The 22,815-nt window shown below is 62.0% G+C and carries 22 protein-coding genes; 1 reads left to right on the plus strand and 21 read right to left on the minus strand.

Annotation, left to right across the window (positions count from 1 at the left end; translation table 11 throughout):
- Positions 1 to 468: 468 nt before the first annotated feature.
- Positions 469 to 1,830: a bifunctional UDP-N-acetylglucosamine diphosphorylase/glucosamine-1-phosphate N-acetyltransferase GlmU gene (gene glmU / locus ABDK11_RS19715; RefSeq protein ID WP_346838245.1), complete on the minus strand. Its 1,362-nt coding sequence runs from the start codon at positions 1,828 to 1,830 to the stop codon at positions 469 to 471.
- A 147-nt stretch (positions 1,831 to 1,977) separates the two neighbouring features.
- Between glmU and ABDK11_RS19720 the strand changes: the two genes are divergently transcribed.
- Entirely contained in the window at positions 1,978 to 2,868 is an 891-nt protein-coding gene (locus tag ABDK11_RS19720; RefSeq protein ID WP_346838246.1) for a cation transporter, read from the plus strand.
- Here ABDK11_RS19720 and ABDK11_RS19725 read toward each other — a convergent pair.
- From ABDK11_RS19725 to rpmH, 20 genes are all read right to left on the minus strand, one after another.
- Positions 2,859 to 3,650, minus strand: coding sequence for a formate/nitrite transporter family protein (locus ABDK11_RS19725; protein WP_346838247.1), 792 nt, complete (start codon positions 3,648 to 3,650; stop codon positions 2,859 to 2,861). The two genes, ABDK11_RS19720 and ABDK11_RS19725, sit on opposite strands and share 10 nt — an antisense overlap.
- A 272-nt stretch (positions 3,651 to 3,922) precedes the next feature.
- Positions 3,923 to 5,443, minus strand: a complete 1,521-nt coding sequence (locus ABDK11_RS19730; protein ID WP_346838248.1) for a hypothetical protein — start codon at positions 5,441 to 5,443, stop codon at positions 3,923 to 3,925.
- Positions 5,444 to 5,640: 197 nt separating this feature from the next.
- Positions 5,641 to 6,060, minus strand: coding sequence for a F0F1 ATP synthase subunit epsilon (locus ABDK11_RS19735; protein ID WP_346838249.1), 420 nt, complete (start codon positions 6,058 to 6,060; stop codon positions 5,641 to 5,643).
- 81 nt (positions 6,061 to 6,141) lie between these two features.
- Positions 6,142 to 7,542, minus strand: a complete 1,401-nt coding sequence (atpD, locus tag ABDK11_RS19740) for a F0F1 ATP synthase subunit beta (RefSeq protein WP_346838250.1) — start codon at positions 7,540 to 7,542, stop codon at positions 6,142 to 6,144.
- Between the two features lie 38 nt (positions 7,543 to 7,580).
- On the minus strand, positions 7,581 to 8,441 hold the full coding sequence (atpG, locus tag ABDK11_RS19745; RefSeq protein ID WP_346838251.1) for a F0F1 ATP synthase subunit gamma: 861 nt from the start codon (positions 8,439 to 8,441) through the stop codon (positions 7,581 to 7,583).
- A 102-nt stretch (positions 8,442 to 8,543) separates the two neighbouring features.
- Positions 8,544 to 10,088 carry a F0F1 ATP synthase subunit alpha gene (gene atpA / locus ABDK11_RS19750; RefSeq protein ID WP_346838252.1) on the minus strand — a complete coding sequence of 515 codons (1,545 nt, stop codon included), beginning with the start codon at positions 10,086 to 10,088 and terminating at the stop codon, positions 8,544 to 8,546.
- Between the two features lie 53 nt (positions 10,089 to 10,141).
- Complete coding sequence (locus tag ABDK11_RS19755) at positions 10,142 to 10,678, minus strand: F0F1 ATP synthase subunit delta (protein ID WP_346838253.1); 537 nt, start codon at positions 10,676 to 10,678, stop codon at positions 10,142 to 10,144.
- Positions 10,679 to 10,690: 12 nt separating this feature from the next.
- Entirely contained in the window at positions 10,691 to 11,161 is a 471-nt protein-coding gene (locus ABDK11_RS19760; protein WP_346838254.1) for a F0F1 ATP synthase subunit B, read from the minus strand.
- A 72-nt stretch (positions 11,162 to 11,233) separates the two neighbouring features.
- The gene (atpE, locus tag ABDK11_RS19765) at positions 11,234 to 11,479 is read right to left on the minus strand and encodes a F0F1 ATP synthase subunit C (protein ID WP_067157084.1); all 246 of its coding nucleotides are present in this window, start codon (positions 11,477 to 11,479) and stop codon (positions 11,234 to 11,236) included.
- A 61-nt stretch (positions 11,480 to 11,540) separates the two neighbouring features.
- Positions 11,541 to 12,467 (minus strand): F0F1 ATP synthase subunit A, encoded by a 927-nt coding sequence (atpB, locus tag ABDK11_RS19770; protein ID WP_346838255.1) that lies wholly within the window; start codon positions 12,465 to 12,467, stop codon positions 11,541 to 11,543.
- 63 nt (positions 12,468 to 12,530) lie between these two features.
- On the minus strand, positions 12,531 to 12,905 hold the full coding sequence (locus ABDK11_RS19775; RefSeq protein WP_346838256.1) for an ATP synthase subunit I: 375 nt from the start codon (positions 12,903 to 12,905) through the stop codon (positions 12,531 to 12,533).
- A 236-nt stretch (positions 12,906 to 13,141) separates the two neighbouring features.
- A complete protein-coding gene (locus ABDK11_RS19780; RefSeq protein WP_346838257.1) occupies positions 13,142 to 14,041 on the minus strand; it encodes a ParB/RepB/Spo0J family partition protein in 900 nt (299 codons plus the stop codon).
- A gap of 13 nt (positions 14,042 to 14,054) precedes the next feature.
- Positions 14,055 to 14,852 (minus strand): ParA family protein, encoded by a 798-nt coding sequence (locus ABDK11_RS19785; protein ID WP_346838258.1) that lies wholly within the window; start codon positions 14,850 to 14,852, stop codon positions 14,055 to 14,057.
- Between the two features lie 141 nt (positions 14,853 to 14,993).
- Positions 14,994 to 15,647 carry a 16S rRNA (guanine(527)-N(7))-methyltransferase RsmG gene (gene rsmG / locus ABDK11_RS19790; protein ID WP_346838259.1) on the minus strand — a complete coding sequence of 218 codons (654 nt, stop codon included), beginning with the start codon at positions 15,645 to 15,647 and terminating at the stop codon, positions 14,994 to 14,996.
- A gap of 63 nt (positions 15,648 to 15,710) precedes the next feature.
- Positions 15,711 to 17,600 carry a tRNA uridine-5-carboxymethylaminomethyl(34) synthesis enzyme MnmG gene (gene mnmG / locus ABDK11_RS19795; protein ID WP_346838260.1) on the minus strand — a complete coding sequence of 630 codons (1,890 nt, stop codon included), beginning with the start codon at positions 17,598 to 17,600 and terminating at the stop codon, positions 15,711 to 15,713.
- A 792-nt stretch (positions 17,601 to 18,392) separates the two neighbouring features.
- Positions 18,393 to 19,781 carry a tRNA uridine-5-carboxymethylaminomethyl(34) synthesis GTPase MnmE gene (gene mnmE / locus ABDK11_RS19800; RefSeq protein WP_346838261.1) on the minus strand — a complete coding sequence of 463 codons (1,389 nt, stop codon included), beginning with the start codon at positions 19,779 to 19,781 and terminating at the stop codon, positions 18,393 to 18,395.
- Positions 19,782 to 19,853: 72 nt separating this feature from the next.
- Positions 19,854 to 21,512 carry a membrane protein insertase YidC gene (gene yidC / locus ABDK11_RS19805; RefSeq protein ID WP_346838262.1) on the minus strand — a complete coding sequence of 553 codons (1,659 nt, stop codon included), beginning with the start codon at positions 21,510 to 21,512 and terminating at the stop codon, positions 19,854 to 19,856.
- Positions 21,513 to 21,520: 8 nt separating this feature from the next.
- Positions 21,521 to 21,754, minus strand: a complete 234-nt coding sequence (gene yidD, locus ABDK11_RS19810; protein ID WP_346838263.1) for a membrane protein insertion efficiency factor YidD — start codon at positions 21,752 to 21,754, stop codon at positions 21,521 to 21,523.
- Positions 21,751 to 22,143, minus strand: coding sequence for a ribonuclease P protein component (gene rnpA / locus ABDK11_RS19815; RefSeq protein ID WP_346838264.1), 393 nt, complete (start codon positions 22,141 to 22,143; stop codon positions 21,751 to 21,753). Before rnpA ends, yidD begins: the two co-directional genes overlap by 4 nt.
- Positions 22,144 to 22,187: 44 nt before the next feature.
- On the minus strand, positions 22,188 to 22,322 hold the full coding sequence (gene rpmH, locus ABDK11_RS19820; protein ID WP_346838265.1) for a 50S ribosomal protein L34: 135 nt from the start codon (positions 22,320 to 22,322) through the stop codon (positions 22,188 to 22,190).
- Between the last annotated feature and the right edge of the window lie 493 nt (positions 22,323 to 22,815).

The raw sequence follows: 22,815 nt of genomic DNA on the forward strand, positions 1-22,815 counted from the left end.
GGGCGAGTCCTTTTATTCCCGTTGCGCAAGTGTAATGGATGGTCGGCGGGCGGCCGGTTTGTTGAGGTGGGCTATGCCGCCGGATTTTCGCTCTGGCGGCATTTGATTTCGCTGTTAGCCAGCTGAGTGGCGGTGCTGCTGCCGTCGGCAGTTTGCCAGACACGCTGTGAATACATCCCTGTACGCTCTAATCGGCATCCATGCCTCATAAGGTCTGGCAAACTGCCGACGGCATCAGCACCTTAGCATTAACTTCAACGATTCTATTTAATGTTCGTTGATGCTCGATTAAGAACTCAGGAATCGACGCGAAAGCCCTGTGGCCGGGAGCTACTTGGGGGACTGTCAGCGAGAGGGACCTCGCTGACAAGCCTCCAGGGATGGATTCACGGCGTGTCCCTCAAGTAGCTCCCGGCAACAGGGCTGCCGTTGTGCTTACTAACAGCACTCCCCTCGAATACCCCGGTGTCAGGGCTTCTTGGTCGGCCGCTGCCAGCCGCTGATATTGCGCTGCTTGCCACGGGCCACTGCCAGTTCGTCAGTGCTCACTTCGCGGGTGATGGTGGAGCCGGCACCGACTGTGGCACCGGCGCCGACTTTGACCGGGGCGACCAGCGCGGTGTTGGAGCCGATAAAGGCGCCGTCGCCAATTTCGGTGGTGAATTTGTTTACGCCGTCGTAGTTACAGGTGATGGTACCGGCGCCGATGTTGACCCCGTCACCGACGATGGCATCACCGACGTAAGACAGGTGATTGACCTTGCTGCCGCGGCCAATCTGCGCCTTCTTGGTCTCGACGAAATTGCCCACCTTGGCGCCATCCGCCAGTTGCGTGCCGGGGCGCAGGCGCGCGAAGGGGCCGATGGTGCAGGCCTCGCCCACCTTGGCGTCCTCGATAATGGAGTTGGCCTCCACCCGGGTACCATCGGCGAGGCGGCAGTTCTTCAGCAGACAGTTGGGGCCGATATGTACATCCTTGCCCAGCGTGACCTCGCCCTCGAATACGCAGTTGATATCGATGGACACATCGGTACCACACTGGAGGCTGCCGCGAATATCGATGCGCGCCGGATCCAGCAGCGTGACACCGGCGTTCATCAGCGCCAGCGCGCGGTCGCGCTGCAGGGCGCGCTCCATCTGCGCCTGCTGGGCGCGGCTGTTGACGCCGGCGACCTCCAGCGGGTCACTGGCACGCACACCGGTGACCGCGATGTTCTCGCTGACCGAGCGCGCGATCACGTCGGTCAGGTAATACTCGCCCTGGGCATTGTCGTTGGACAGCTCCGGCAGCCAGCGACACAGCAGAGCGGCGGGGGCAGCGAGGATGCCGGTGTTCACCTCGCGGATGGCGAGGATGTCGGCATCCGCGTCCTTTTCTTCCACGATCGCCTGCACACGGCCGTCGTCATCGCGCACGATGCGGCCGTAGCCGGCCGGATTGGCCATCTCCACCGACAGCAGGGCGGGGCCCTTGTCGGACGCGCTCAGCAGTGACTGCAGGGTTCCAGTCCTGACCAGTGGCACATCCCCATACAGAACCAGCACGGTGGAATCGCGACGCATATTCGGGATCGCCTGGGCGACTGCATGGCCGGTGCCAAGCTGTTCGGTCTGCTCGACGAAGCGGACGCCACTGTCGGCAAACAGCTCGCGCACGCGCTCGGCGCCGTGGCCGATCACCACAGTGATCTCCACGTCGCCCAGCTGCTTGGCAGTATCGATGACGCGGCCGAGCATCGGCACACCGCCGATCGGGTGCAGGACCTTGGGCAGGTCGGAATGCATACGGGTGCCTTTGCCGGCAGCGAGAATGACGATATCGATACTCATGGGAACTCTTGTTTGCAGTTGTCTGCGCAATGTTGGCCGGGAATTGTGTCGATTTCCCCCTGCGACTACAAGTTGGCGCCGGAATTCCGGCTCGATAGTGGCTATTATCCGCCGCAGTGAATGGATGGAATGGAGTAGAGCGCGAAGATGGAAACCAGGGGCTTGTGGCTGTCGATTGTCGGTTGCCTGTTGATGGCGGCGCTGGGCTTCGGCTTTGCCCAGCTGACCGGCTCGGACGCCATTTTTCTCGACGGCGTCTTTTCGCTGGTCAATTTCGTCATGTCGCTGGTGATGCTCAGCGTTTCGCGCCTGCTGCGGCGCAGCGCCGATCGGCGCTTCCCGTTCGGCTACGCCAGTTTCGAACCTGCCTTCAACGTGCTGCAGAGCATGGTGATCCTGGGCGTGATGTTGATGGCGCTGTCGTCGGCAATCGCCGCCCTCTACGCCGGCGGGCGCACACTGCTGGCGGGTCCGGCGACCCTCTACGCGGCGATCGCCAGCGGCGGCTGCCTGGCGGTATTCCTGGTGCTGCGGCGTATCGCCGCCGCCACCGGCTCCACCTTGATTGCGGTGGATGCCTTTGCCTGGCTGATGGATGCCATCCTGAGCGGCGTGGTGCTGTGCGCCTTCGGATTTGCGTGGCAGTTCGGCGACCTGCTCGGGCCGCGACTGCCGTATGTGGATTCCTGGATGGTAATTGCGATGGTCGCGGTAATGCTGCCGGTGCCGGCGCGCACACTGTACCGCAACCTGATGGAGGTACTGCTGGCAGCGCCCGCAGCGGCGGTGCAGCGGGAAATCCGCAGCGCTTTCGCCGCCGCGATGGCGAATGTTCCCGGGCAGCGCTGGTCGCTCAGCATGACCAAGACCGGCCGCTCGCTGTATCTGCACGCACGTATCCTGGTGGATGAAAACTATGTCCGCGCGCCACTGGAGCAGCTGGACGAGTGGCGCGAGCAACTCACCGCGCGCATGGTCCAGTATGTTGGCGAACAGGAATTTGATGTGGTGTTCACCACCGATCCGGATTATCTGTAGTTGACGATATAACCATATTTAAGCAGCCCGACGAATACCGAGCCGCCAATGGTGTTGCCGAGGGTGGCGAGGGCGAGGAAGCGCAGCACATCGGCAAAACCGATCGCCTGGCCGGGCCCCAGCCAGGCGCTGAAGATGGCTACCGCACCGGCGATACAATGCGCCAGCCCGCCGAGGCCGATCACAAAGGTAATCACCACAATCACTACGATGCGGCCGATGGTATCGGTGGCGGAGGCCACGACCCAGCCCAGCAGGCCCATCAGCCAGCCGGCAAAGACCGCGCCGAGCAGCAACCCCGCGTTGCCACCAGCGGTGAGCTCTTCCCCGTAGTAATCCAGCGCCGCGCTGTCGATATTCTGCGACAGCGCCACGAACCGGATAAAGATCAGACTGAACGCCAGCGCGCCGATCATATTGCCGCTGTAGATAATCGCCCAGATGCGCGCCAGATCCCGGCGGCGCTGCGCGCGATCGAGCACCGGCAGTATCGCCAGGGTGGTGTGTTCGGTGAACAGGTCGGCGCGGCCAATAATCACCAGCACGAAACCGATCGGGTAGCTGAGCGAAAGGATGAAATGCAGTATCTGCTCGCCCGCCAGGCCGTGAAAGTGGGTGTACAGCACCGCCATCAGGAAGAAACTGAAGCCGATCTCCAGCCCTGCAGCGATCGACGACAGCAGCAGCGAGCGGTTGCCGCGCTCGTACTCGTGCTGACTGGCATCCATCTGCTCCTGCAGTATCTGCCGGTCGCTCTTGGGGCGGTCCGATTTTCGCGCCATCGACTTCATCCGGTGGTTTGCGCCGCCAGCGCCAATCCGGGCCACCGGCTACCCATAGGTTAGCTGTGTCTGTCGGCGGCGACAGAAAAAGCCCCAAAAAGCGGGCCCTGACAAATTCGCTTACCGGCGCCAGGCCGGCGCTGTCAGGACTTCAATCTGATCGGGCCAACACCGGTTGGCGCGGAGGAGCGGATAACGGCGGGGCTGATGCTCAACCGGCAATCGCGCTGCACGGTGATGCAGGGACTGCCAGTGATCGGGTGCGTTAGCAGTTAGTCCGAGTCAGCCATCTCACTGGTTTTTTCGGCCTCCTGCTCATCTTCCGAATGCAGGGACTCCAGGATCTTCTTCGCCGAGCGACGTGTATCCCCCGGGTGCGACCAGGCCACCACGCGCTGCAGGAAGGGTTCGGCCAGATCCTCGCGCTTTACGGAGGCCAGATAAAAGCCGATAGACTCGTTCAGGAAGAGGTTTTTCGGGTCTACCCGGAAAGCTGCCATCATCGTCTTCAACGCCGGGAGCTTGGCATGATCGTGTTCGTAAGCGGTCCACAGGTAGCGGTAACCCGGCAGGTAAGTGGAATTTTCGGCGATTGCCGCCTGGCCGTACTGTAGCGCTTTGTCGTAATACGCCTTGTCCCACTGCCCGGCCTTGTTCAAGGCGTCGAGACGATCCGCGTAGTAATGGCTCAGGTTGGCAGCCACACGGTAATCGCGACTGTCGCTCGATTCGATACGCGCGATGATCTTCGCATCCGGCAGAGTGTTGTCTTTATCGTGGTGATTGTCGATGACCGCTTTCAGGGACAAATTGGCCTGCCACCCGGGCGCTTTTTCATCGGTGTTCGACAGGAATTCAAGCGCCAGTTTTTCGTCATCTACATCCAGCGCCCTGTCTGCAAGCAGGAAGTACGCCTCGTTGCTATTGAGCTTGCGGGATTTAATCCGCTTGGCATAGGTGGGCACCTCCAGCTTATAGCCATGTATGCGGCGGCTATTGGTATAACGGCGCACTTCCCGGTCCATCTCTTCCGGGGTCTTGCCGAAGCTGGACTCGAATGCGTCCACAGGATCTGCACCACCGCTCACGGCCAGCAGGTATTTCCGGGTCTGCTCGCCGTAATTTTCATCATCGCCCTGCCCGCCGAGTTGCAGGAAGTGCGTAAGCTGCCAGGCGCTGGCATAGAAACTGTTCCAGTAACGACTGCTGTCGCTCTCGAGGTCGGGCTTCAGCAATTCACGAATATCCAGGTGTCGTCCGGCGCTCATATACCCCACCAGTGCCGCCTCGCGCCACTCGGGGAAATTGCCGATGATCACCCGACTGTCGCTGATGTCGGCACTTGCCAGTAATTCCGCAAACCCTTCCGAATACCACATGGGATAGGTCACCTGGCTGCGCTCGCGCATCAGGTAATGGACATATTCGTGAAACATGATTCCGGAACCGGACATGCCCCATTTGCCCTTCTGCGAAAAAATCAGAGGACCATTCCAGGTATCTTTGTAGAAACCGGCAATCTGGCGACTGCCGGAAAACTGCATAAACTGGTCAGAGCTCTGAAAATAGAAAATATCCAGCTGCTGATTCTCGGGCTGGTCCGGCAACCCGGTAAACAGCAGTACCGATTGCCGAAACTTTTCCATATCGCGCAGCAGGTCTTCGACATGGCCGTTGTAGACATCCGAGTACACCTTGAAATTTTCCGACTGGTATTCGTACCAGTCCCGCGCGCTCGCGGAGGGGAGGAGGGCGACGAACAGGAGCGCTGCAAAGAGACTTTTAGAGATCATTATTCTTTCCTTGAAGGCGACAGACAGCAGCAGCGAAGTCGGGGCCGGCCCGCAGCCGACGGATGCTGCGACATCAACCATAACGGAAAGCGCCCAATACGGCAGCGAAGGTGAGCGTGAAAAGACAGGAAAGTCGCGATTGCAGACACAAAAAAAGCAGCCGAAGCTGCTTTTTCTGAACGCGACAGGCGTTACGCTTACTTGCCGGCCGCCCGGCGGATGGCCTGCAGGGTGCGCAGACGCGCTTCGGCTTCGGCCAGCTGCGCGGAGATGCGGGCATAGTCGATTTCCGACGGTGCCTGGTGCAGCGCATGGGCCGCTTCTTCGCGCGCTTTCTGCGCCGCCACTTCGTCGATCTCGCGCTCGGCCACATCGGCGAGGATAGTGACCAGGTTGGGCTGGACCTCGGCGTAACCGCCGCTGACGAACAGCACTTCCTCTTCACCACCCTGCTTGATGATACGCACCGGACCCGGCTTCAGTGCAGACAGCAGCGGGGCGTGGCCGTAGGAAATACCCAGCTCACCCTCGATGCCACTGACAATCACCATCTCCACCAGTCCGGAGAAGAGGGATTGCTCGGCGCTTACGATGTCGCAATGTACAGTCATAGCCATAAGGCTACCTCATTCTCTGCTATTTGCCCGGAGAATTGTCCGCCGCGCCAATGAAAAAGGGCGCGGCGGGCGATTCAGCGCTTACTTGGCCTTGTTGGCTTTCTCGACGGCTTCGTCGATGGTACCGACCATGTAGAACGCCTGTTCCGGCATGTCGTCGTAGTCGCCGTTCAGGATGCCCTGGAAGCCGCGGATGGTTTCCTTCAGGGACACGTATTTGCCCGGTGCACCGGTAAATACTTCCGCCACGTGGAACGGCTGCGACAGGAAGCGCTCGATCTTACGCGCGCGCGCCACGATCTGCTTGTCTTCCTCAGACAGTTCATCCATACCCAGAATGGCGATGATGTCCTTCAGCTCCTTGTAGCGCTGCAGTACGGACTGCACGCCCCGGGCCACATCGTAGTGCTCCTGGCCGATTACCAGCGGGTCCAGCTGGCGCGAGGTGGAATCCAGCGGATCCACGGCCGGGTAGATACCCTTGGAGGCGATGTCGCGGCTCAGGGTGACGGTGGAATCCAGGTGCGCGAAGGTAGTCGCCGGAGACGGATCGGTAAGGTCGTCCGCCGGTACGTACACCGCCTGGATGGAGGTGATGGAGCCGGTCTTGGTGGAGGTAATACGCTCCTGCAGCACGCCCATCTCTTCCGCCAGGGTCGGCTGGTAACCTACCGCAGACGGCATACGGCCGAGCAGGGCGGATACTTCGGTACCGGCCAGGGTGTAGCGGTAGATGTTGTCGACGAACAGCAGTACGTCGCGGCCTTCGTCACGGAACTTCTCCGCCATGGTCAGGCCGGTCAGGGCCACGCGCAGGCGGTTGCCGGGCGGCTCATTCATCTGGCCGTAGACCATCGCTACCTTGGATTTGCCGAATTCCTCGACGTTTACAACGCCGGCTTCCTGCATCTCGTGGTAGAAGTCGTTACCCTCACGAGTTCGCTCACCGACACCGGCGAATACGGACAGACCGCTGTGCTCGGTGGCGATGTTGTTGATCAGCTCCATCATGTTGACGGTCTTGCCCACGCCGGCGCCGCCGAACAGGCCGACTTTACCGCCCTTGGCGAAGGGGCACACCAGGTCGATCACCTTGATGCCGGTTTCCAGCAGTTCGGTGGAGCTGGACTGCTCTTCGTAGCTGGGCGCTGCGCGGTGGATGGAAGCGCGCTCGGTCTCGCCGATCGGACCACACTCGTCGATCGGGTTGCCCAGCACGTCCATGATCCGGCCGAGGGTTTCGGTGCCTACCGGCACGGAAACCGGCGCACCGGTGTTCTTCACTGCCAGACCGCGGCAAACGCCCTCGGAAGAACCCATGGCGATGGCGCGCACGACGCCGTCGCCCAGCTGCTGCTGCACTTCCATGGTGAGGTTTTTGTCCTCGACCACGAGTGCATCGTATACCTTCGGTACGGAATCGCGTGGGAATTCCACGTCGATCACCGCGCCGATAACTTGCACAATTTGCCCGTTACTCATTTCCGCATCCTCAAAGTTCAATTCGTTCTGCGACAGCCTTAGACCGCTGCGGCGCCGCCGACAATCTCGGACAGCTCCTGGGTAATGGCCGCCTGGCGCGCCTTGTTGTAGACAAGCTGCAATCCGTCGATCAGGTCACCGGCGTTGTCGGTGGCATTCTTCATTGCAATCATGCGCGCGGCCTGCTCGCAGGCCTTGTTTTCAACCACTGCCTGGTACACCTGGGACTCGACGTAACGCTCCAGCAGGCCGTCGAGCAACTCTTTCGGCTCGGGCTCGTAGAGATAGTCCCACTCGTGCTTCAGGTGCTCGTCTTCCGCTTTCGGCAGCGGCAGCACCTGCTCTACCCGCGGCTTCTGCGACATGGTGCTAACGAACTCGTTGGACACGAGGAACAGGCGATCGATATCGCCCTCGGCGAATCGATCCATCATTACCTTGACCGAGCCCACCAGCTTGTTGGCCTGGGGCTGGTCGCCGACATCGCGCAGGGCAGCGACAACCTTGCCGCCAATGCTGTTGAAGAAACTGGCCGCCTTGTTGCCGACAGCACAGATTTCCACATCGACGCCCTTTTCGGACCAGGCCTGCATGTCGCGAATGGCCGCTTTGAACATGTTGATGTTCAGGCCACCACAGAGGCCACGGTCGGTCGATACGATGATGTAGCCGACGCGCTTGGCTTCGCGCTCCTGCAGGTAGATGTGCTTGTATTCCGCCGAGGCGTTGGCGACGTGGCCGATCACTGCGCGTATGCGCTGGGCGTAGGGACGCCCGAGAGCCATGCGATCCTGAGCTTTGCGCATCTTACTCGCCGCGACCATTTCCATCGCGGAGGTGATTTTCTGCGTGCTCTTGATGCTGGCAATTTTTGTGCGTACTTCTTTTCCGCCTGCCATAGTGATTTACCTTTTCTTGCCCTCTCCGCCACCCCTCTGCCGCGTGCGGAAGAGGGGAGGAAGAGCGCCCCTATCCAGCGGAGGAAGGGGCAGGGAGAATGATTACCAGCTGCCGGTGGCGATGAACTTCTCGATCGCGGCCTTGAAGGCGGCATCGATTTCATCGTTGTAATCGCCGGTGCTGTTCACTTTCGCCATCAGCTCTGCGTGTTCGCTGTTCATGAATGCGAGCAGGGCAGATTCGAAGTCGAGTACCTTGTCGACTTCCACATCTTTCAGGTAACCCTTGTCCGCGGCGTACACGGAAACCGCCATATTGGCGATGGACAGCGGGCTGTACTGCTTCTGCTTCATCAGCTCGGTCACGCGCTCACCGTGGTTCAGCTGCGCCTTGGTGGCCTCATCCAGGTCGGAGGCAAACTGCGAGAACGCCGCCAGTTCGCGGTACTGTGCCAGCGCGGTACGGATACCGCCGGACAGCTTCTTGATGACCTTGGTCTGCGCCGAGCCACCCACACGGGATACGGAGATACCCGGGTTGATCGCCGGGCGGATACCGGAGTTGAACAGATCACTCTCGAGGAAGATCTGGCCGTCGGTAATGGAGATCACGTTGGTCGGTACGAACGCGGATACGTCGCCGGCCTGAGTCTCGATGATCGGCAGCGCGGTCAGGGAGCCGGTCTTGCCTTTCACTTCGCCGTTGGTGAACTTCTCTACGTACTCGGCGTTCACACGCGCGGCGCGCTCCAGCAAACGGGAGTGCAGGTAGAAGACGTCACCCGGGTAGGCTTCACGGCCCGGCGGGCGCTTCAGCAGCAGGGAGATCTGGCGGTAGGCCCAGGCCTGCTTGGTCAGGTCATCATAGATGATCAGCGCGTCTTCACCGCGGTCGCGGAAGTACTCGCCCATGGTACAGCCGACGTACGGCGCCAGGTACTGCATGGCGGCCGGGTCGGCAGCGCCGGCGGCAACCACGATGGTGTGGTCCATGGCGCCGTGCTCTTCCAGCTTGCGCACCACGTTGGCAATGGAGGACTGCTTCTGGCCCACCGCCACGTAGATACACTTAATGCCGGTACCTTTCTGGTTGATGATCGTGTCGATCGCCACCGCGGTCTTACCGATCTGGCGGTCGCCGATGATCAGCTCGCGCTGGCCGCGGCCGATCGGGATCATGGTGTCGATCGCCTTCAGGCCGGTTTGAACCGGCTGGTCGACGGACTGGCGGGCGATAACGCCGGGCGCTACCTTTTCCACCGCGTCGGTCAGCTTGGTGCCGAGCGGGCCCTTGCCATCGATCGGGTTGCCCAGGGCATCAACGACGCGGCCCAGCAGTTCCGGGCCCACCGGGGCTTCCAGAATGCGGCCGGTACAGCGGCACTTCTGGCCTTCGGCCAGGCCCTTGTAGTCGCCCAGTACGATCGCACCAACGGAATCGCGCTCGAGGTTCAGCGCCATACCGTAGACGCCGCCATCGAACTCGATCATCTCACCGTACATCACGTCGGCCAGGCCGTGGATGCGGATGATACCGTCGGAAACGGAAACAATGGTGCCCTCGTTCTGGGCCTGGGTGCTCACATCGAGACTGTCGATGCGGCTCTTGATAATTTCACTGATCTCAGAGGGATTCAGTTGCTGCATGCTCTGTTCCTCACGCCCCGGACACCGCAACAACAGCGTCCCGGGATAGATATTTAGGAGTTCATCGCCTCGGCGAGTTTGGCCAATCGACCGCGCACCGAACCGTCGATTACGGTATCGCCGGCGTGGATGACCGCGCCGCCCAGCAGGCTTTCGTCGACCGAACTGTGCAGGTGCACTTCGCGGGCAAACTTCTTGCCCAGCGCCTCGGTCAACTGCTGTGCCTGCGCATCGCTGAGCGCGCGCGCGGACACCACTTCCACCTCGAGGGTGGCCTCGGCCTGCGCCTTCAGCTCCTCGAACAGCACGGAGATTTCCGGCAGCAACTGCAGGCGGTTATTTTCCGCCAGCAGCCGGATGAAGTTTTTACCGGCATCGCTGAGGTCGTCCGCGCACACAGACAGGAAGCTGTCCGCGCGCTGGTCGCTGGTGAGTTGCGGGTTTTCCAGCAACTCACGCACTTTTTCGCTCTGGCTGACCGCCGCCGCCGTGGCCAGCGCAGCGCTCCAACCACCGAGGTCGGAGGCTTGCTGCGCGTAGCTGAACGCCGCTTTGGCATAGGGCCGGGCCAGTGTGCTGAGTTCCGCCATGGGGTTCCTCGCTTACAGCTCGGCTGCCAGTTTGTCGATCAGGTCGTCGTGCGCCTTGGCGTCGATATTGACCGAAAGAATCTTCTCCGCGCCAGCCACAGACAGCGTAGCCACACGGCTGCGCAGCTGCTCTTTGGCACGGTTCACTTCCTGGTCGATCTCTGCCTGGGCCGCCGCCTTGAGACGGTCGCCCTCGGCGTGCGCGGACTGCTTGGCTTCGTCGATAATCTGATTGGCGCGCTTGTTGGCGCCATCGATGATTTCCGCGGCCTGCGCCTTGGCTTCCTTCAGCTGGTCAGCGGCTTTGCGCTGTGCCAGTTCCAGATCCTTGTGCGCGCGATCGGCCTCTTCGAGACCGGTAGCAATCTTCTGCTCGCGCTCCTGCATCACGCCGAGCAGGGAAGGCCAGACGTACTTCCAGCAGAACCATACAAAGGCCAGAAAGACAATCGACTGGCCGATTAGAGTCAGGTTGATATTCACACCGACACCTCTTGCTCTTTGCTCTTTATAAAAAAAGAACGATGGGGGTTAAGGGCAATTGGAACGGTGCTATCACGCCAGACCAGGTGCTACCGCGAAAATCAGGTACATGGCGATACCGACACCGATCATCGGAACCGCATCGAGCAGACCCGCCATCAGGAACATCTTGCCCTGCAGAGCCGGTGCCTGTTCCGGCTGACGCGCAGAACCTTCCAGCAGTTTGCCGCCCAGGGTGCCGAAACCGATGGCAGTACCCAGTGCGCCCAGACCGATCAGCAGTGCGCTCGCGATGTAAACCAGACCTAGTGCTTCCATTGTGTTCTCCATTTAAAGGTTGAGAGTTGTTGTAAAGGTTTAAAGGGTTATTCGTCAGAAATCAGTGATCGTTTTCGTGCTCTACTTCCCGGTCGTGCGCCATGGCCATATACACGGTGGTCAGCACCATGAATACGAACGCCTGCAGCGTGATGACCAGAATATGGAAGATGGCCCAGCCCATCTGCAACAGGCCGGCACCGATAAAGCCGAGTACACCGACGCCAAACACAATGGCAATCAGGATAAAGATCATCTCGCCAGCGTAGAGGTTACCGAACAGTCGCAGGCCGAGAGACACCGGCTTGGCCAGCAGGGAAACCACTTCCAGCAGGAAGTTGAACGGGATCAGGAAAATATCCACATACCACTTGCCGGAGTGGAAGGGGTGCAGAGTCAGCTCCTTGAGGAAGCCGATCGGGCCCTTCTCCTTGATGCTGAAGAACAGCATCAGCACGAACACCGCCAGCGCCATACCCAGGGTGGCGTTCAGGTCGGTGGTGGGCACCACCTTGAAGAACAGGTGTTCGTTGCCGGAGGCGCCGGCGGCAATCATGGGCAGCCAGTCCACCGGAATCAGGTCCATCAGGTTCATCAGGAACACCCACACGAAGATGGTCAGCGCCATTGGCGCGACCATGCTGTTGCGGTGTGGAAAGGTCTCACCGACCAGCTTGTCGATAAAGTCGACCACCAGCTCCACGAAGCTCTGAAAACCGCTCGGCACACCGACGGTCGCTTTCCTGGCCGCGCGCGCAAACAGGAAACAGAAAATCAGGCCGAGTCCGATGGACCAGCCCAGGGTGTCCAGATGAATGGCCCAGAACCCCATCGCCGACGCCTCCTGGGAGGAGTGGGCCAGAGTCCAGGTGCTGTCCTGCAGCACGGTGCCGTCGGCGCGGGTATACCCGGCCGGCAGTTTGCCGTACGCCATATTCTGCAGGTGGTGTTGGATATAATCCGTAGCGGATTGAGCTTCGCCTGCCATAGTTCCTCAGCAATCGTAAAAGTGTATTCTTTTCTGCGACGTTCGCTGCGGATCTCTATGGGATCAACGCACCAGACGCGCCACCAACAGCCACTGCACGATTACACAGAGACCGTAACTGATAAATAAGGCCGCCGGGTTTAGCGGCCGCACCGCGGCAAACACCGCCGCGAAACCCGCCAGGGTGAGCACAAACTTGCCCGTCTCCCCGCGGTAAAAATTCTCCAGCACCTGCCTGGCGGCGCGTGCACCGCGCTCGCCGCGCCCACCTCGAAAGGCGCGCAGGCCGAAATACGTATTGGGCAGCGCGCACAGCGCGCCGCCGAGCACCACCGACAACGCGGTTACCGGCTCGCCGTAAAAGTGCAGACCTGCGCCGGCGAGCGATACCAGCAGCAGCTGTACCGCGGCAATAACGAACACCGGGGGTTTGCTCATAGGCGGGATTGGCCGACCCTTTTTGCGGGTTTGAATGCACTGTCCGCCCAATTTTTGGGCGTGCGAATTATAGGAGGAACCGCGTCACCGGTTCAACCGGCAAATCTCGCCAAGTTATTCACTTTTCGACGTTTTTTCCGATCGAATCGGACACCGGGTTAGTGAACACTAACGGAGTGCAAGTGCGCCAAATCGGGGCGGCCTACGGCGCCGCCCGCGCGGAGGTAGCGGGTGCCTCAGTCCTCACGGTAGCCCAGATGGGCGAGGATGCCGTCCAGTTCGTCGAGACTGCTGTATTTCAGCACCAGTTTACCGGCGCCCTTGTCGCTGTGATCGATCGACACCGGCACACCGACTTTCTCCGCCAGCCGCTCGCTGAGACGGCGAATATTGGGATCTTCCTTGGGCTGGGCGGGCGTGGGATTCTGCGCCTGCTGCTGCAGGCGGCGCACCAGCGCCTCGGCCTGGCGCACGGTCAGGCCGCGGTCGACTACCTGGCGCGCGGCGGCGCGCTGGGTGTCGCCGGCAAGGCCGAGCAGCGCCTTGGCGTGGCCGGTCTCCAGGTCGCCGCGCTCGAGCAGCGTGCGCACCTCCTCGGTCAGGCTCAGCAGGCGCAGCAGGTTGGTCACCGCAGTGCGCGACTTGCCCACCGCTTCGGCCACTTCCTGCTGGGTCAGCTGGAACTCGTCCTGCAGGCGCTTCAGCGCCGCGGCTTCCTCCACCGGATTGAGGTCTTCGCGCTGGATATTCTCGATCAGCGCCATGGCGATGGCAGCTTCGTCCGGTACCTCGCGCACCAGCGCCGGAACCCGGTCCAGCTCGGCAAGTTGCGCGGCGCGCCAGCGGCGCTCACCGGCGATGATCTCGTACTTGTGCTCACCCACCGGGCGCACCACGATCGGCTGCATGATGCCCTGGGCGCGGATGGAATCGGCCAGCTCCTGCAGGGATTCCTGTGGGAAATCGCGGCGCGGCTGGTAGCGGCCGCGCTGCAGGAATTCGATCGGCAGTTCGCGCAGCGCCCCGTCGCTGGCAGCGGAGGCTCCCTCGCCGGTGGCGACGGCGATCGCCTCGCTGGCGTTATCACTGATCAGGTGGGACAGGCCCCGGCCCAGGCCTTTGCGTTTGGCGGCCATAACTCTTTACCTCTTAAACCGCTTCCGCCACCGGGCGGGACGAACTGTTGGCGGCGTGGCGGCGGGTCATTTCCCCGGCCAGTGCCAGATAGGCGATAGCGCCCTTGGAGTGACGATCGTAGTCCAGTGCCGGTTTGCCGAAACTGGGGGCCTCGGCCAGGCGCACGTTGCGCGGAATGCAGGTGCGGTACAGGCGCTCGCCAAAATATTCGGACAGCTGCTCGGATACGTCGCTGGTCAGGCTGTTGCGCGGGTCGTACATGGTGCGCAGTATGCCCTCGATCTTCAGCTCCGGATTGGCGGCGCGCTGAATCTGGGTGATGGTATCGATCAGCGCCGACAGGCCCTCGAGTGCGTAGTACTCGCACTGCATCGGGATCAGCACGCCGTGCGCGGCGCACAGGGCGTTGACGGTGAGCATGTTCAGCGACGGCGGGCAATCGATCACGATGTAGTCGTATTCCGCGGACACATCGCGCAGGGCGCGGCGCAGACGGGATTCGCGCCCGTCCACGTCCAGCAGCTCCACCTCGGCGGCGGACAGGTCGCCGTTGGCCGGCATCAGCCTGTAGCCGCTATCGGTGGGCACCACCGCCTTGTGCGCCGGCAGGTCGCCGGCGAGCACGTCGTAGCTCGATAACTGCAGCTCGCTCTTGTCGACGCCACTGCCCATGGTGGCATTGCCCTGGGGGTCGAGATCGATCAACAGCACCCGGCGCTTGCTGGCGACCAGGGATGCGGCCAGATTGACGCAGGTGGTGGTCTTGCCGACCCCGCCTTTCTGGTTGGCCACAGCGAATATCTTGCTCAAGGTTCTTGTCCTATGTTCTCCCGCCGGGCGCTCTCCCCAGAGCCCTGCAGGTGGCGCCGCAAACGGCGGCAACAGTGCGCGGCGCCCGCGCCCTGCAGGCCCGCCGTGCTGGTCTTGGAATTTCGAATCTGTTAGCGGGATTTACGCCTGGCCGCCGCGATCTTCCGCGCGGCTGAGAACGATAAGGTGGCGATCCGCGTCGCAACCCGGTACCGACAGGGGGTGCACCCGTTCGACCTTAATCCCTTTTGCAAGTGCGCTCAACTCATCTTCCGGTAACTTGCCTTTCATCGCATAGAATCGGCCACCCGGCGCTAGCAAGTGCTCACTCCCATCCACCATGTCGGCGATGGTCGCGAAGGCCCTGGAGACGATTGCCGCGTAGGGTTGCTGCGGACGGTGCGCCTCGACCCGCTCGTTGAACACCGCGACATTGGGCAGCGGCAGGCTGGTGGCCACCTGGAACAGGAAGCGGGTCTTCTTGCCGTTGCTGTCGAGCAGCGACACGGATCGCGCGGGGTGCACGATGGCCAGCGGGATACCCGGCAGGCCACCGCCACTGCCGACATCGAGCAGCGGCTCGTCATCGCCACCGCACAGGTTGACGACGCTGAGGCTGTCGATGATATGGCGTTCGAGCATCTCGGCCGGATCGCGCACGGCGGACAGGTTGTAGGCCTTGTTCCAGCGCGCAAACAGCGCCAGGTACTCGAGCAGCAGGTCCTGCTGCGCGACGGTCAGATCCACCGACAACTGCGCCGCGGCCTGGACCAGGCGCGGGCGGAACTTTTCCATTTGCAGAGAAATTGCGGGATCCCCCGGTTGGCGGCGCGCACGGCGCACCGTACACACATCAAATCAAACGGCTTTCTTGCGGCCGAGCAGGCCGCGCTTTTTCAGCTGGATCAGCAGCAGCGAGACTGCCGCCGGGGTCACGCCGGGAATCCGCGAGGCGCGGGCCAGGGTGTCCGGGCGGGTGTCGCCGAGCTTCTGCTTGACCTCGCTGGAGAGACCGGAGATATCGCTGTAGTCGAAGTCCACCGGGATCGGCGTGTCCTCGTAGGCCTGCAGGCGCTCGATCTCGTCGCGCTGGCGGTCGATATAGCCGGCGTACTTGGCCGCGATCTCCACCTGTTCCGCGACACGCTCATCGTCCACCGCCTCGCCTTTGAGGTCGGCGACGTCGGCGTAGCCCAGCTCCGGGCGGCGCAGCAGGTCGATCAGGCTGTACTCGCGCGCCAGCGGCTGCGGCAGCTTGGCCTCCACCGCGGTGGCCTGCTCGGTGTTCGGGTGGACCCAGGTGTCGCGCAAGCGCTGCTCCTCGAGCGCGATGGCCTCGCGCTTGGTGCAAAACGCGGCCCAGCGCTCGTCGCCCACCAGGCCCAGCTCGCGGCCGGCCTCGGTCAGGCGCAGGTCGGCATTGTCCTCGCGCAGCAGCAAGCGGTACTCGGCGCGGCTGGTGAACATGCGGTACGGCTCCTTGGTGCCGCTGGTGATCAGGTCGTCCACCAGTACGCCCAGGTAGGCCTGGTCGCGGCGCGGTGCCCACGCCTCGCGCTCCTGCGCCTGCAACGCGGCGTTGGCGCCGGCCAGCAGTCCCTGGGCGGCAGCCTCCTCGTAGCCGGTGGTGCCGTTGATCTGGCCGGCAAAGTACAGGCCCTGGATAAATTTGGTCTGCAGCGACGGCAGCAGGTCGCGCGGATCGAAGAAATCGTACTCGATTGCGTAGCCCGGGCGGGTGATATGCGCGTTCTCAAAGCCCGCAATCGAGTGCACCAGCTCGATCTGCACATCGAACGGCAGGCTGGTGGAGATGCCGTTGGGGTACAGCTCGTTGGTGGTCAGCCCCTCCGGCTCGATAAAGATCTGGTGGCTGTTCTTGTCGGCGAAGCGGTGCACCTTGTCCTCGATCGACGGGCAGTAGCGCGGGCCGACGCCCTCGATCACGCCGGAGAACATCGGCGAGCGATCCAGGCCGCTGCGGATGACGTCGTGGGTGCGGTCGTTGGTATGGGTGATCCAGCAGCACACCTGGCGCGGATGCTGCGCGCGGCTGCCGAGGTAGGACATCACCGGGGTGGGGCTGTCGCCCCACTGCTCCTCGAGGGTGGAGAAATCCACCGAGCGCGCGTCGATGCGCGGCGGCGTCCCGGTCTTCAGGCGTTCGACGCGAAACGGCAGTTCGCGCAGGCGCTGGGCCAGCGCGATGGACGGCGGATCGCCGGCACGGCCGCCGGAATGGCTGTCGAGGCCGATATGGATCTTGCCGCCGAGGAAGGTACCCGCGGTGATCACCACGGTCTTGGCGCGAAAGCGCACGCCGGCATTGGTCACCACACCGGCGACGCGCTCGCCCTCGACAATCAGGTCGTCGGCGGCCTGCTGGAAGATCTCCAGATTCGGCTGGCGCTCGAGGATCGCGCGGATGGCGGCGCGGTACAGGGCGCGGTCGGCCTGGGCGCGGGTGGCGCGCACCGCGGGGCCCTTGCGCGCATTCAGCACGCGAAACTGGATGCCACCCAGATCGGTGGCCTCGGCCATGGCGCCGCCGAGGGCGTCGACTTCCTTGACCAGATGGCTCTTGCCGATACCCCCGATGGCCGGGTTGCAGGACATCTGCCCCATCGTCTCGATGTTGTGGGTCAGCAGCAGCGTGGCGGACCCCATACGCGCGGCGGCGAGGGCAGCCTCGGTACCGGCGTGCCCGCCGCCGATCACAATCACATCGTAGGTTTTGGGGAAATCCATAGCCGTCGCTGCCGGTGTGTAAAAAAGGGCGCACATTTTATAGCCAGTGGGGGCCGATCAGCAAATGGCAAATGCGGTGGTGGGAGCGGTTTCACGACGGGGCCGTCAGAGTCGGCAGCGCAATCCGTTGCGGCATTTTGTCGATGTCGATCTACAACTCATTAAATAAAGTTATACATATCTCTTATGGATAGGTGTTTTGTATTAGTAGTTATTATTAGGGGCACCGCTTTTCCGGTATAAGCCGAAAAAAACATTATAAATCAATAGGTTATAGGTCCTGGTAGGCTGCTGGTAACCCCTGTGCCGGAGCAGGAGTAAGCGCGGTAGGCGCCTGTGGACGGGCGGGATAAAAACCGGCCCGCGGCGCAGTGGCGCCAGTTATCCCCATTTCACCGCGCGCTTATGCCTGCCGTTAACCCCGATGTTACCCACAGGTGCGTGTCGCCGGTGCCCTGTTGTGAGTGCATACCGGCTTAGTACGGGGATCCCCTGTGCACAAAAAGCCATTTCTGGATAACCTTGTGGAGATATGTGCGTAATTTCTGTGTTTTGACACTGGGTTGAGCGGTATTCGCCACTCGTGCAGGCGAGGCTGTGGACAAATGCTACTGCGGTAGAGCGCTCTTGTGGATATTGTCACCGCACAATGGAGGGCAGATTCCAAGAGTTCGGTTATCTGTAGTGAATGGCGCTTATTATCGATGAAAATCAGTAATGTGGGCTGACTTTGACGTAGGGGGCAGGTGGGAGAGGGGGATGGGGCGGCTGTAATGCTTACAGCCGCCGATATCATTTGCCGATACAGAAGCTGCCAAAGATCTTGCCCAGCAGTTCGTCGGCGGTCATTGCGCCGGTGATTTCGCCCAGCGCCTGCTGGGCCTGGCGCAGGTCCTCGGCCAGCAGTTCGCCGGCGCCGCGCTCGTGCAGTTGGCTGCGGCCCTGCTCGATAAAACCCTGGGCGCGGCTGAGGGCATCCAGGTGGCGGCGGCGCGCGCTGAAGGTGCCCTCACTGGCCCCGCTGTAACCCATGCACTGCTTCAGGTGTGCTTTGAGGTCGTCCAGGCCGGCCCCGGTGCGGGCGCTGATCGCGACGACCGGCACGCCGTCGCTGTGTGCCTGCAGGCCGGCGCTGTACTCGGTCAGGTCGATCTTGTTGAGCACCAGGGTGAGTTTCTCGGCGTCGGGCAGCTGCGCGGTGAACTCCGGCCACACCTGTTCCGGATCGAGCGAATGGGCACTGTCAGCATCGACCACCAGCAGCACGCGATCGGCGTGACGAATCTCGTTCCACGCCCGCTGGATGCCGATCTGCTCGACCTGGTCGGGGGAATCGCGCAGGCCGGCGGTGTCGGCGAACTGCAGGGGCAGGCCGTCGATATGCACCTGCTCGCGCAGGATGTCGCGGGTGGTGCCGGCAATATCGGTGACGATGGCGGCGTCGCGGCCGGCCAGTGCGTTCAGCAGGCTGGACTTGCCGGCGTTGGGACGCCCGGCAATGGCCACCGCCATGCCCTCGCGCAGGATGCTGCCCTGGCGCGCCTGGCGCTCGATGGTGTGCAGCTGGGCGAGTAACGCGTCGATATCCGCCGCGACCTTGCCGTCGGCGAGAAAATCGATTTCTTCTTCCGGAAAATCGATTGATGCTTCGACGTAGATACGTAAATGCGTCAGGCTTTCGGCTAACTCTTCGATTTTTTCGGAAAAGACCCCCTGTAGCGAGCGCATCGCATTGCGCGCCGCCTGCTCGCTGCCGGCCTCGATCAGGTCGGCGATTGCCTCTGCCTGCGCCAGGTCGATCTTGTCGTTGAGAAACGCGCGTTCGGAAAATTCTCCCGGACGCGCCTGGCGCGCACCGGCGTCGATCGCGGCGCGCAGCAACTGGTCGAGAATCACCGGGCCGCCGTGGCCCTGCAGCTCCACCACATCCTCGCCGGTAAATGAATTGGGTCCGGGAAAGAACAGCGCCAGGCCCTGGTCGATCAGCTGTTCTGCGCGGCGGAAGTCGCGGTAGTGGGCGCGGCGCGGTTGCAGCGGCTGGCTGCCGCAGATGGCCTGGGCGATTTCCAGCGCGCGCGGCCCGGACAGGCGTATCACGCCGATGCCGCCACGGCCGGGGGCGGTGGCGACGGCGGCGATGGTGTCTCGCCGATTGACGGAAGAGTGGCTTTGCTGCGGCATGGGAAAAGTTTACTCAATAACGCAAAGGGGCCGCTGTTGCGGCCCCTTTTTTTACTGGTTTGGTGTGCGCGGTCAGGCCTTGCCCGAGGCGGCGTCGACCTTCTTGTTGATATACCAGGTCTGGGTGATGGTGATCAGGTTGTTGGTGATCCAGTAGAGCACCAGGCCCGCCGGGAACCACAGGAAGAAGAACGTCATCACCACCGGCATCAGCTGCATGATGCGCGCCTGGGTCGGATCCGTCGGCTGCGGGTTCAGCTTCTGCATAAACCACATGGTGGCGCCGTAGAAAACCGGCAGGATCAGGAACGGGTCCTTGGCCGACAGGTCGTGGATCCACAGAATCCACGGCGCGTGGCGCAGCTCCACCGCTTCGGTCAGCATCCAGTAGAGCGCGATGAACACCGGCATCTGCAGCAGCAGTGGCAGGCAGCCGCCCATCGGGTTGATCTTCTCCCGGCGGTACAACTTCATCGTTTCTTCCGCCAGCTTCTGGCGGTTTTCCTTGTACTGCTCCTGCAGCTTCTTCATCTGCGGCGCGAACTTGCGCATGCGCGCCATGGATTTCATACCCGCGGACGACAGCGGGTAGAGCAGCGCCTTGATAAAGATGGTCAGCAGGATAATCGCCCAGCCCCAGTTGCTGACGATGTGCGACTGGATGAAGTGCAGCACGCGGAACAGCGGCTTGGACAGCCACCAGAGCCAGCCGTAGTCGACGGTCAGGTCCAGATACGGGGAGATCTGTTCGAGGCGGTAGATATCCTTGGGGCCGGCATAGAAGGAGGCGGCCAGTTCGCCCTGCTGGCCCGGTGCCACGGTCACCTGCGGGGAGGTGAAGCCCATGCGGAACATGCCGCCGCCGAGCGCGCGCAGTTCAAAGGTATTTTTGGTGTCCTGCTGCGGTACCCAGGCACTGAGGAAGTAGTGCTGGACCATGGCGACCCAGCCGCCCTCGATACTCTCGCGGGTGGGCTTCTCGGTGATTTCTTCGAAGTCCTGCTTGAAGTAGTGCTCGTCCGGGGTGTGCAGCGCGGCGCCGAGGAAGGGATGCATGCGCAGGCCGGTGTCCATTTGCGGCACGTGGTCATCGCGCTTGATCTGGCCATACAGCGCCGCACTCCACGGCTGGCTGCTGTTGTTCTGCACCAGGTACGAGACCTTCATCAGGTAGTCACCGCGCTTGAAGGTGTAGCGCTTGGTGATATCGGCGCCGTTCTGCTTCAGCTTCAGGTCGACGGTCAGGGTGTCCTTGCCTTCCTGCATCGCATACTGCTGCTGGGCACTGCTGAATAGCGGGCGGCCGCCCTTGGCGCTGTCGGTGCCGTTGTGGCCGATCAGGCCACTCTGCGCCACATAGGTGTTTTCGCGGGTGCGGTTCAGCAGGATCAGTCGCTCGCGCGAATGCAGCGTCTCGGCAAACTGGCGCAGCGCGACCTTGACGATATCGCCGCCGCGGGGGTCGATCGACAGCTCGAACATGTCGGTGGTGACATGGATCAGCTCGCCGGGCGTGCCGTCACTGCTGGCGGGCTGGGTGGCGCCGGGGTTCAATTGCGGCACATCGGCGCCGCTGTCGTCTTGCCGGGGCGCGGTCGGTGTGTCGGCGTGTACGACGGTTTCCCGATCCACCGCCGGCGCTTGCGCCTGCTTGAATTCGCTCCACTGATAGGTCAGTGCCAGGACAACTGCGGCGATTCCGCCCAGCAGCGTGTAGCGTTGCCAATCCATGATTTTGCCTAGTGATTTGTGTTGTGGGGGGCGGGGGGGACCGGGTCCGCGCCGCCTGGATGCCAAGGGTGGCATTTTATAAGGCGCCGTGCGCTTAAATAACCCCCCTTGAGGAATCCGTGGGTTTTTAATGCCTCTTCCGCATAATGCGAACAGGTGGGGTAGAAGCGGCACTGGTGGCCGACCCAGGGGCTGGCCAGGTAGCGGTAGACATGGATCAGCCTGATTGCTAACCAGGTCACCGCGGGGCCCGCTCGTGTTCGGCCGCTGCGCGTTTGGCCAGTTTGCGCCACAGTTTATCCAGCAGCTTGTGCAGGGCCGCGCTGTCCAGCTCACCGGCGCCCGGGCGCGCCAGAACCACCGCGTCCACTGCCGGCAGCTGGTGCTGGCGCAGGCGGAAGGTTTCGCGAGCGACGCGCTTGATGCGATTGCGGTCGGTGGCGTTGCGGACGTGCTTTTTGGCCATCACCAGTCCGAGACGCGGGTGATCAAGGCCGTTGGGACGAGCGAGAATCAGTAGATTCGGATGCGCGGCACGCAGCTGAGTGCCGGAGAAGAGCGCGCGGTAGTGCGCCGCGGTGAGCAGGCGCAGCGGCTTGGGAAAACCGAACTCGCTGCGCGCCTGATGCATAGTAGAAGAGAGACCGCGCCCGGTGAGTGGGTGCGGAGTCAATCTTATGCGGACAGGACTTTGCGACCTTTGGCGCGGCGACGGGCAAGGATCTTGCGGCCGTTTTTGGTTGCCATGCGGGCGCGGAATCCGTGGTTGCGCTTGCGCTTCAGGATGCTGGGTTGGAAAGTGCGTTTCATTGTCTTGCTACCTGAGAACTCTATATTCGAAAAATCTTCGGGTTACCCCCGGCCGCGGCCTGAGCTCCGACCCGTTCGGTCTGTGGTGCCTGGGCGCCACGTCGACGGAGCAATGCGCTGCGAAGGCGGCGGATTGTATAGAAAGGCACCAGCTAAATCAACGCGCCCCGGGTTAATTTTAGCGTTATCGCGGCAAGTATCTGATACGACGGGGCGAATCCACGACTGCCCACCGATTGGTCCCAAGATATTCACAGATTGCTGTGGATAAGTTTTCCAGCCTTTTTTCTCCGGCCTGTTTATTTGTTGGGCAAGTGCTTGATTGTAAGGGACTTTTCGCAGCGTTTTTTTTAATAAAAGCATGCCTTTCTGTGGATAACCCTGGACCCTGGCGGTATACTGACCCGATCTTTTGGCGGCCCCGGAATCTGTTCCCAACCGGCCTTGCCGCCCACACTTCTATCTTCTTTATATTGGGGTTTTAGGGGGTTAC

It is taken from the genome of Microbulbifer sp. SAOS-129_SWC (genome assembly GCF_039696035.1).
In the GTDB taxonomy this organism is placed as follows: Bacteria; Pseudomonadota; Gammaproteobacteria; order Pseudomonadales; family Cellvibrionaceae; genus Microbulbifer.

Excerpts from the sequence above, each read along its gene's own strand:
- glmU (WP_346838245.1), bottom strand. The coding sequence starts at position 1,830 with ATGAGTATCGATATCGTCATTCTCGCTGCCGGCAAAGGCACCCGTATG.
- ABDK11_RS19720 (WP_346838246.1), top strand. The coding sequence starts at position 1,978 with ATGGAAACCAGGGGCTTGTGGCTGTCGATTGTCGGTTGCCTGTTGATG.
- ABDK11_RS19725 (WP_346838247.1), bottom strand. The coding sequence starts at position 3,650 with ATGGCGCGAAAATCGGACCGCCCCAAGAGCGACCGGCAGATACTGCAG.
- ABDK11_RS19730 (WP_346838248.1), bottom strand. The coding sequence starts at position 5,443 with ATGATCTCTAAAAGTCTCTTTGCAGCGCTCCTGTTCGTCGCCCTCCTC.
- ABDK11_RS19735 (WP_346838249.1), bottom strand. The coding sequence starts at position 6,060 with ATGGCTATGACTGTACATTGCGACATCGTAAGCGCCGAGCAATCCCTC.
- atpD (WP_346838250.1), bottom strand. The coding sequence starts at position 7,542 with ATGAGTAACGGGCAAATTGTGCAAGTTATCGGCGCGGTGATCGACGTG.
- atpG (WP_346838251.1), bottom strand. The coding sequence starts at position 8,441 with ATGGCAGGCGGAAAAGAAGTACGCACAAAAATTGCCAGCATCAAGAGC.
- atpA (WP_346838252.1), bottom strand. The coding sequence starts at position 10,088 with ATGCAGCAACTGAATCCCTCTGAGATCAGTGAAATTATCAAGAGCCGC.
- ABDK11_RS19755 (WP_346838253.1), bottom strand. The coding sequence starts at position 10,678 with ATGGCGGAACTCAGCACACTGGCCCGGCCCTATGCCAAAGCGGCGTTC.
- atpE (WP_067157084.1), bottom strand. The coding sequence starts at position 11,479 with ATGGAAGCACTAGGTCTGGTTTACATCGCGAGCGCACTGCTGATCGGT.
- atpB (WP_346838255.1), bottom strand. The coding sequence starts at position 12,467 with ATGGCAGGCGAAGCTCAATCCGCTACGGATTATATCCAACACCACCTG.
- ABDK11_RS19775 (WP_346838256.1), bottom strand. The coding sequence starts at position 12,905 with ATGAGCAAACCCCCGGTGTTCGTTATTGCCGCGGTACAGCTGCTGCTG.
- ABDK11_RS19780 (WP_346838257.1), bottom strand. The coding sequence starts at position 14,041 with ATGGCCGCCAAACGCAAAGGCCTGGGCCGGGGCCTGTCCCACCTGATC.
- rsmG (WP_346838259.1), bottom strand. The coding sequence starts at position 15,647 with ATGGAAAAGTTCCGCCCGCGCCTGGTCCAGGCCGCGGCGCAGTTGTCG.
- mnmG (WP_346838260.1), bottom strand. The coding sequence starts at position 17,600 with ATGGATTTCCCCAAAACCTACGATGTGATTGTGATCGGCGGCGGGCAC.
- mnmE (WP_346838261.1), bottom strand. The coding sequence starts at position 19,781 with ATGCCGCAGCAAAGCCACTCTTCCGTCAATCGGCGAGACACCATCGCC.
- yidC (WP_346838262.1), bottom strand. The coding sequence starts at position 21,512 with ATGGATTGGCAACGCTACACGCTGCTGGGCGGAATCGCCGCAGTTGTC.
- rnpA (WP_346838264.1), bottom strand. The coding sequence starts at position 22,143 with ATGCATCAGGCGCGCAGCGAGTTCGGTTTTCCCAAGCCGCTGCGCCTG.
- rpmH (WP_346838265.1), bottom strand. The coding sequence starts at position 22,322 with ATGAAACGCACTTTCCAACCCAGCATCCTGAAGCGCAAGCGCAACCAC.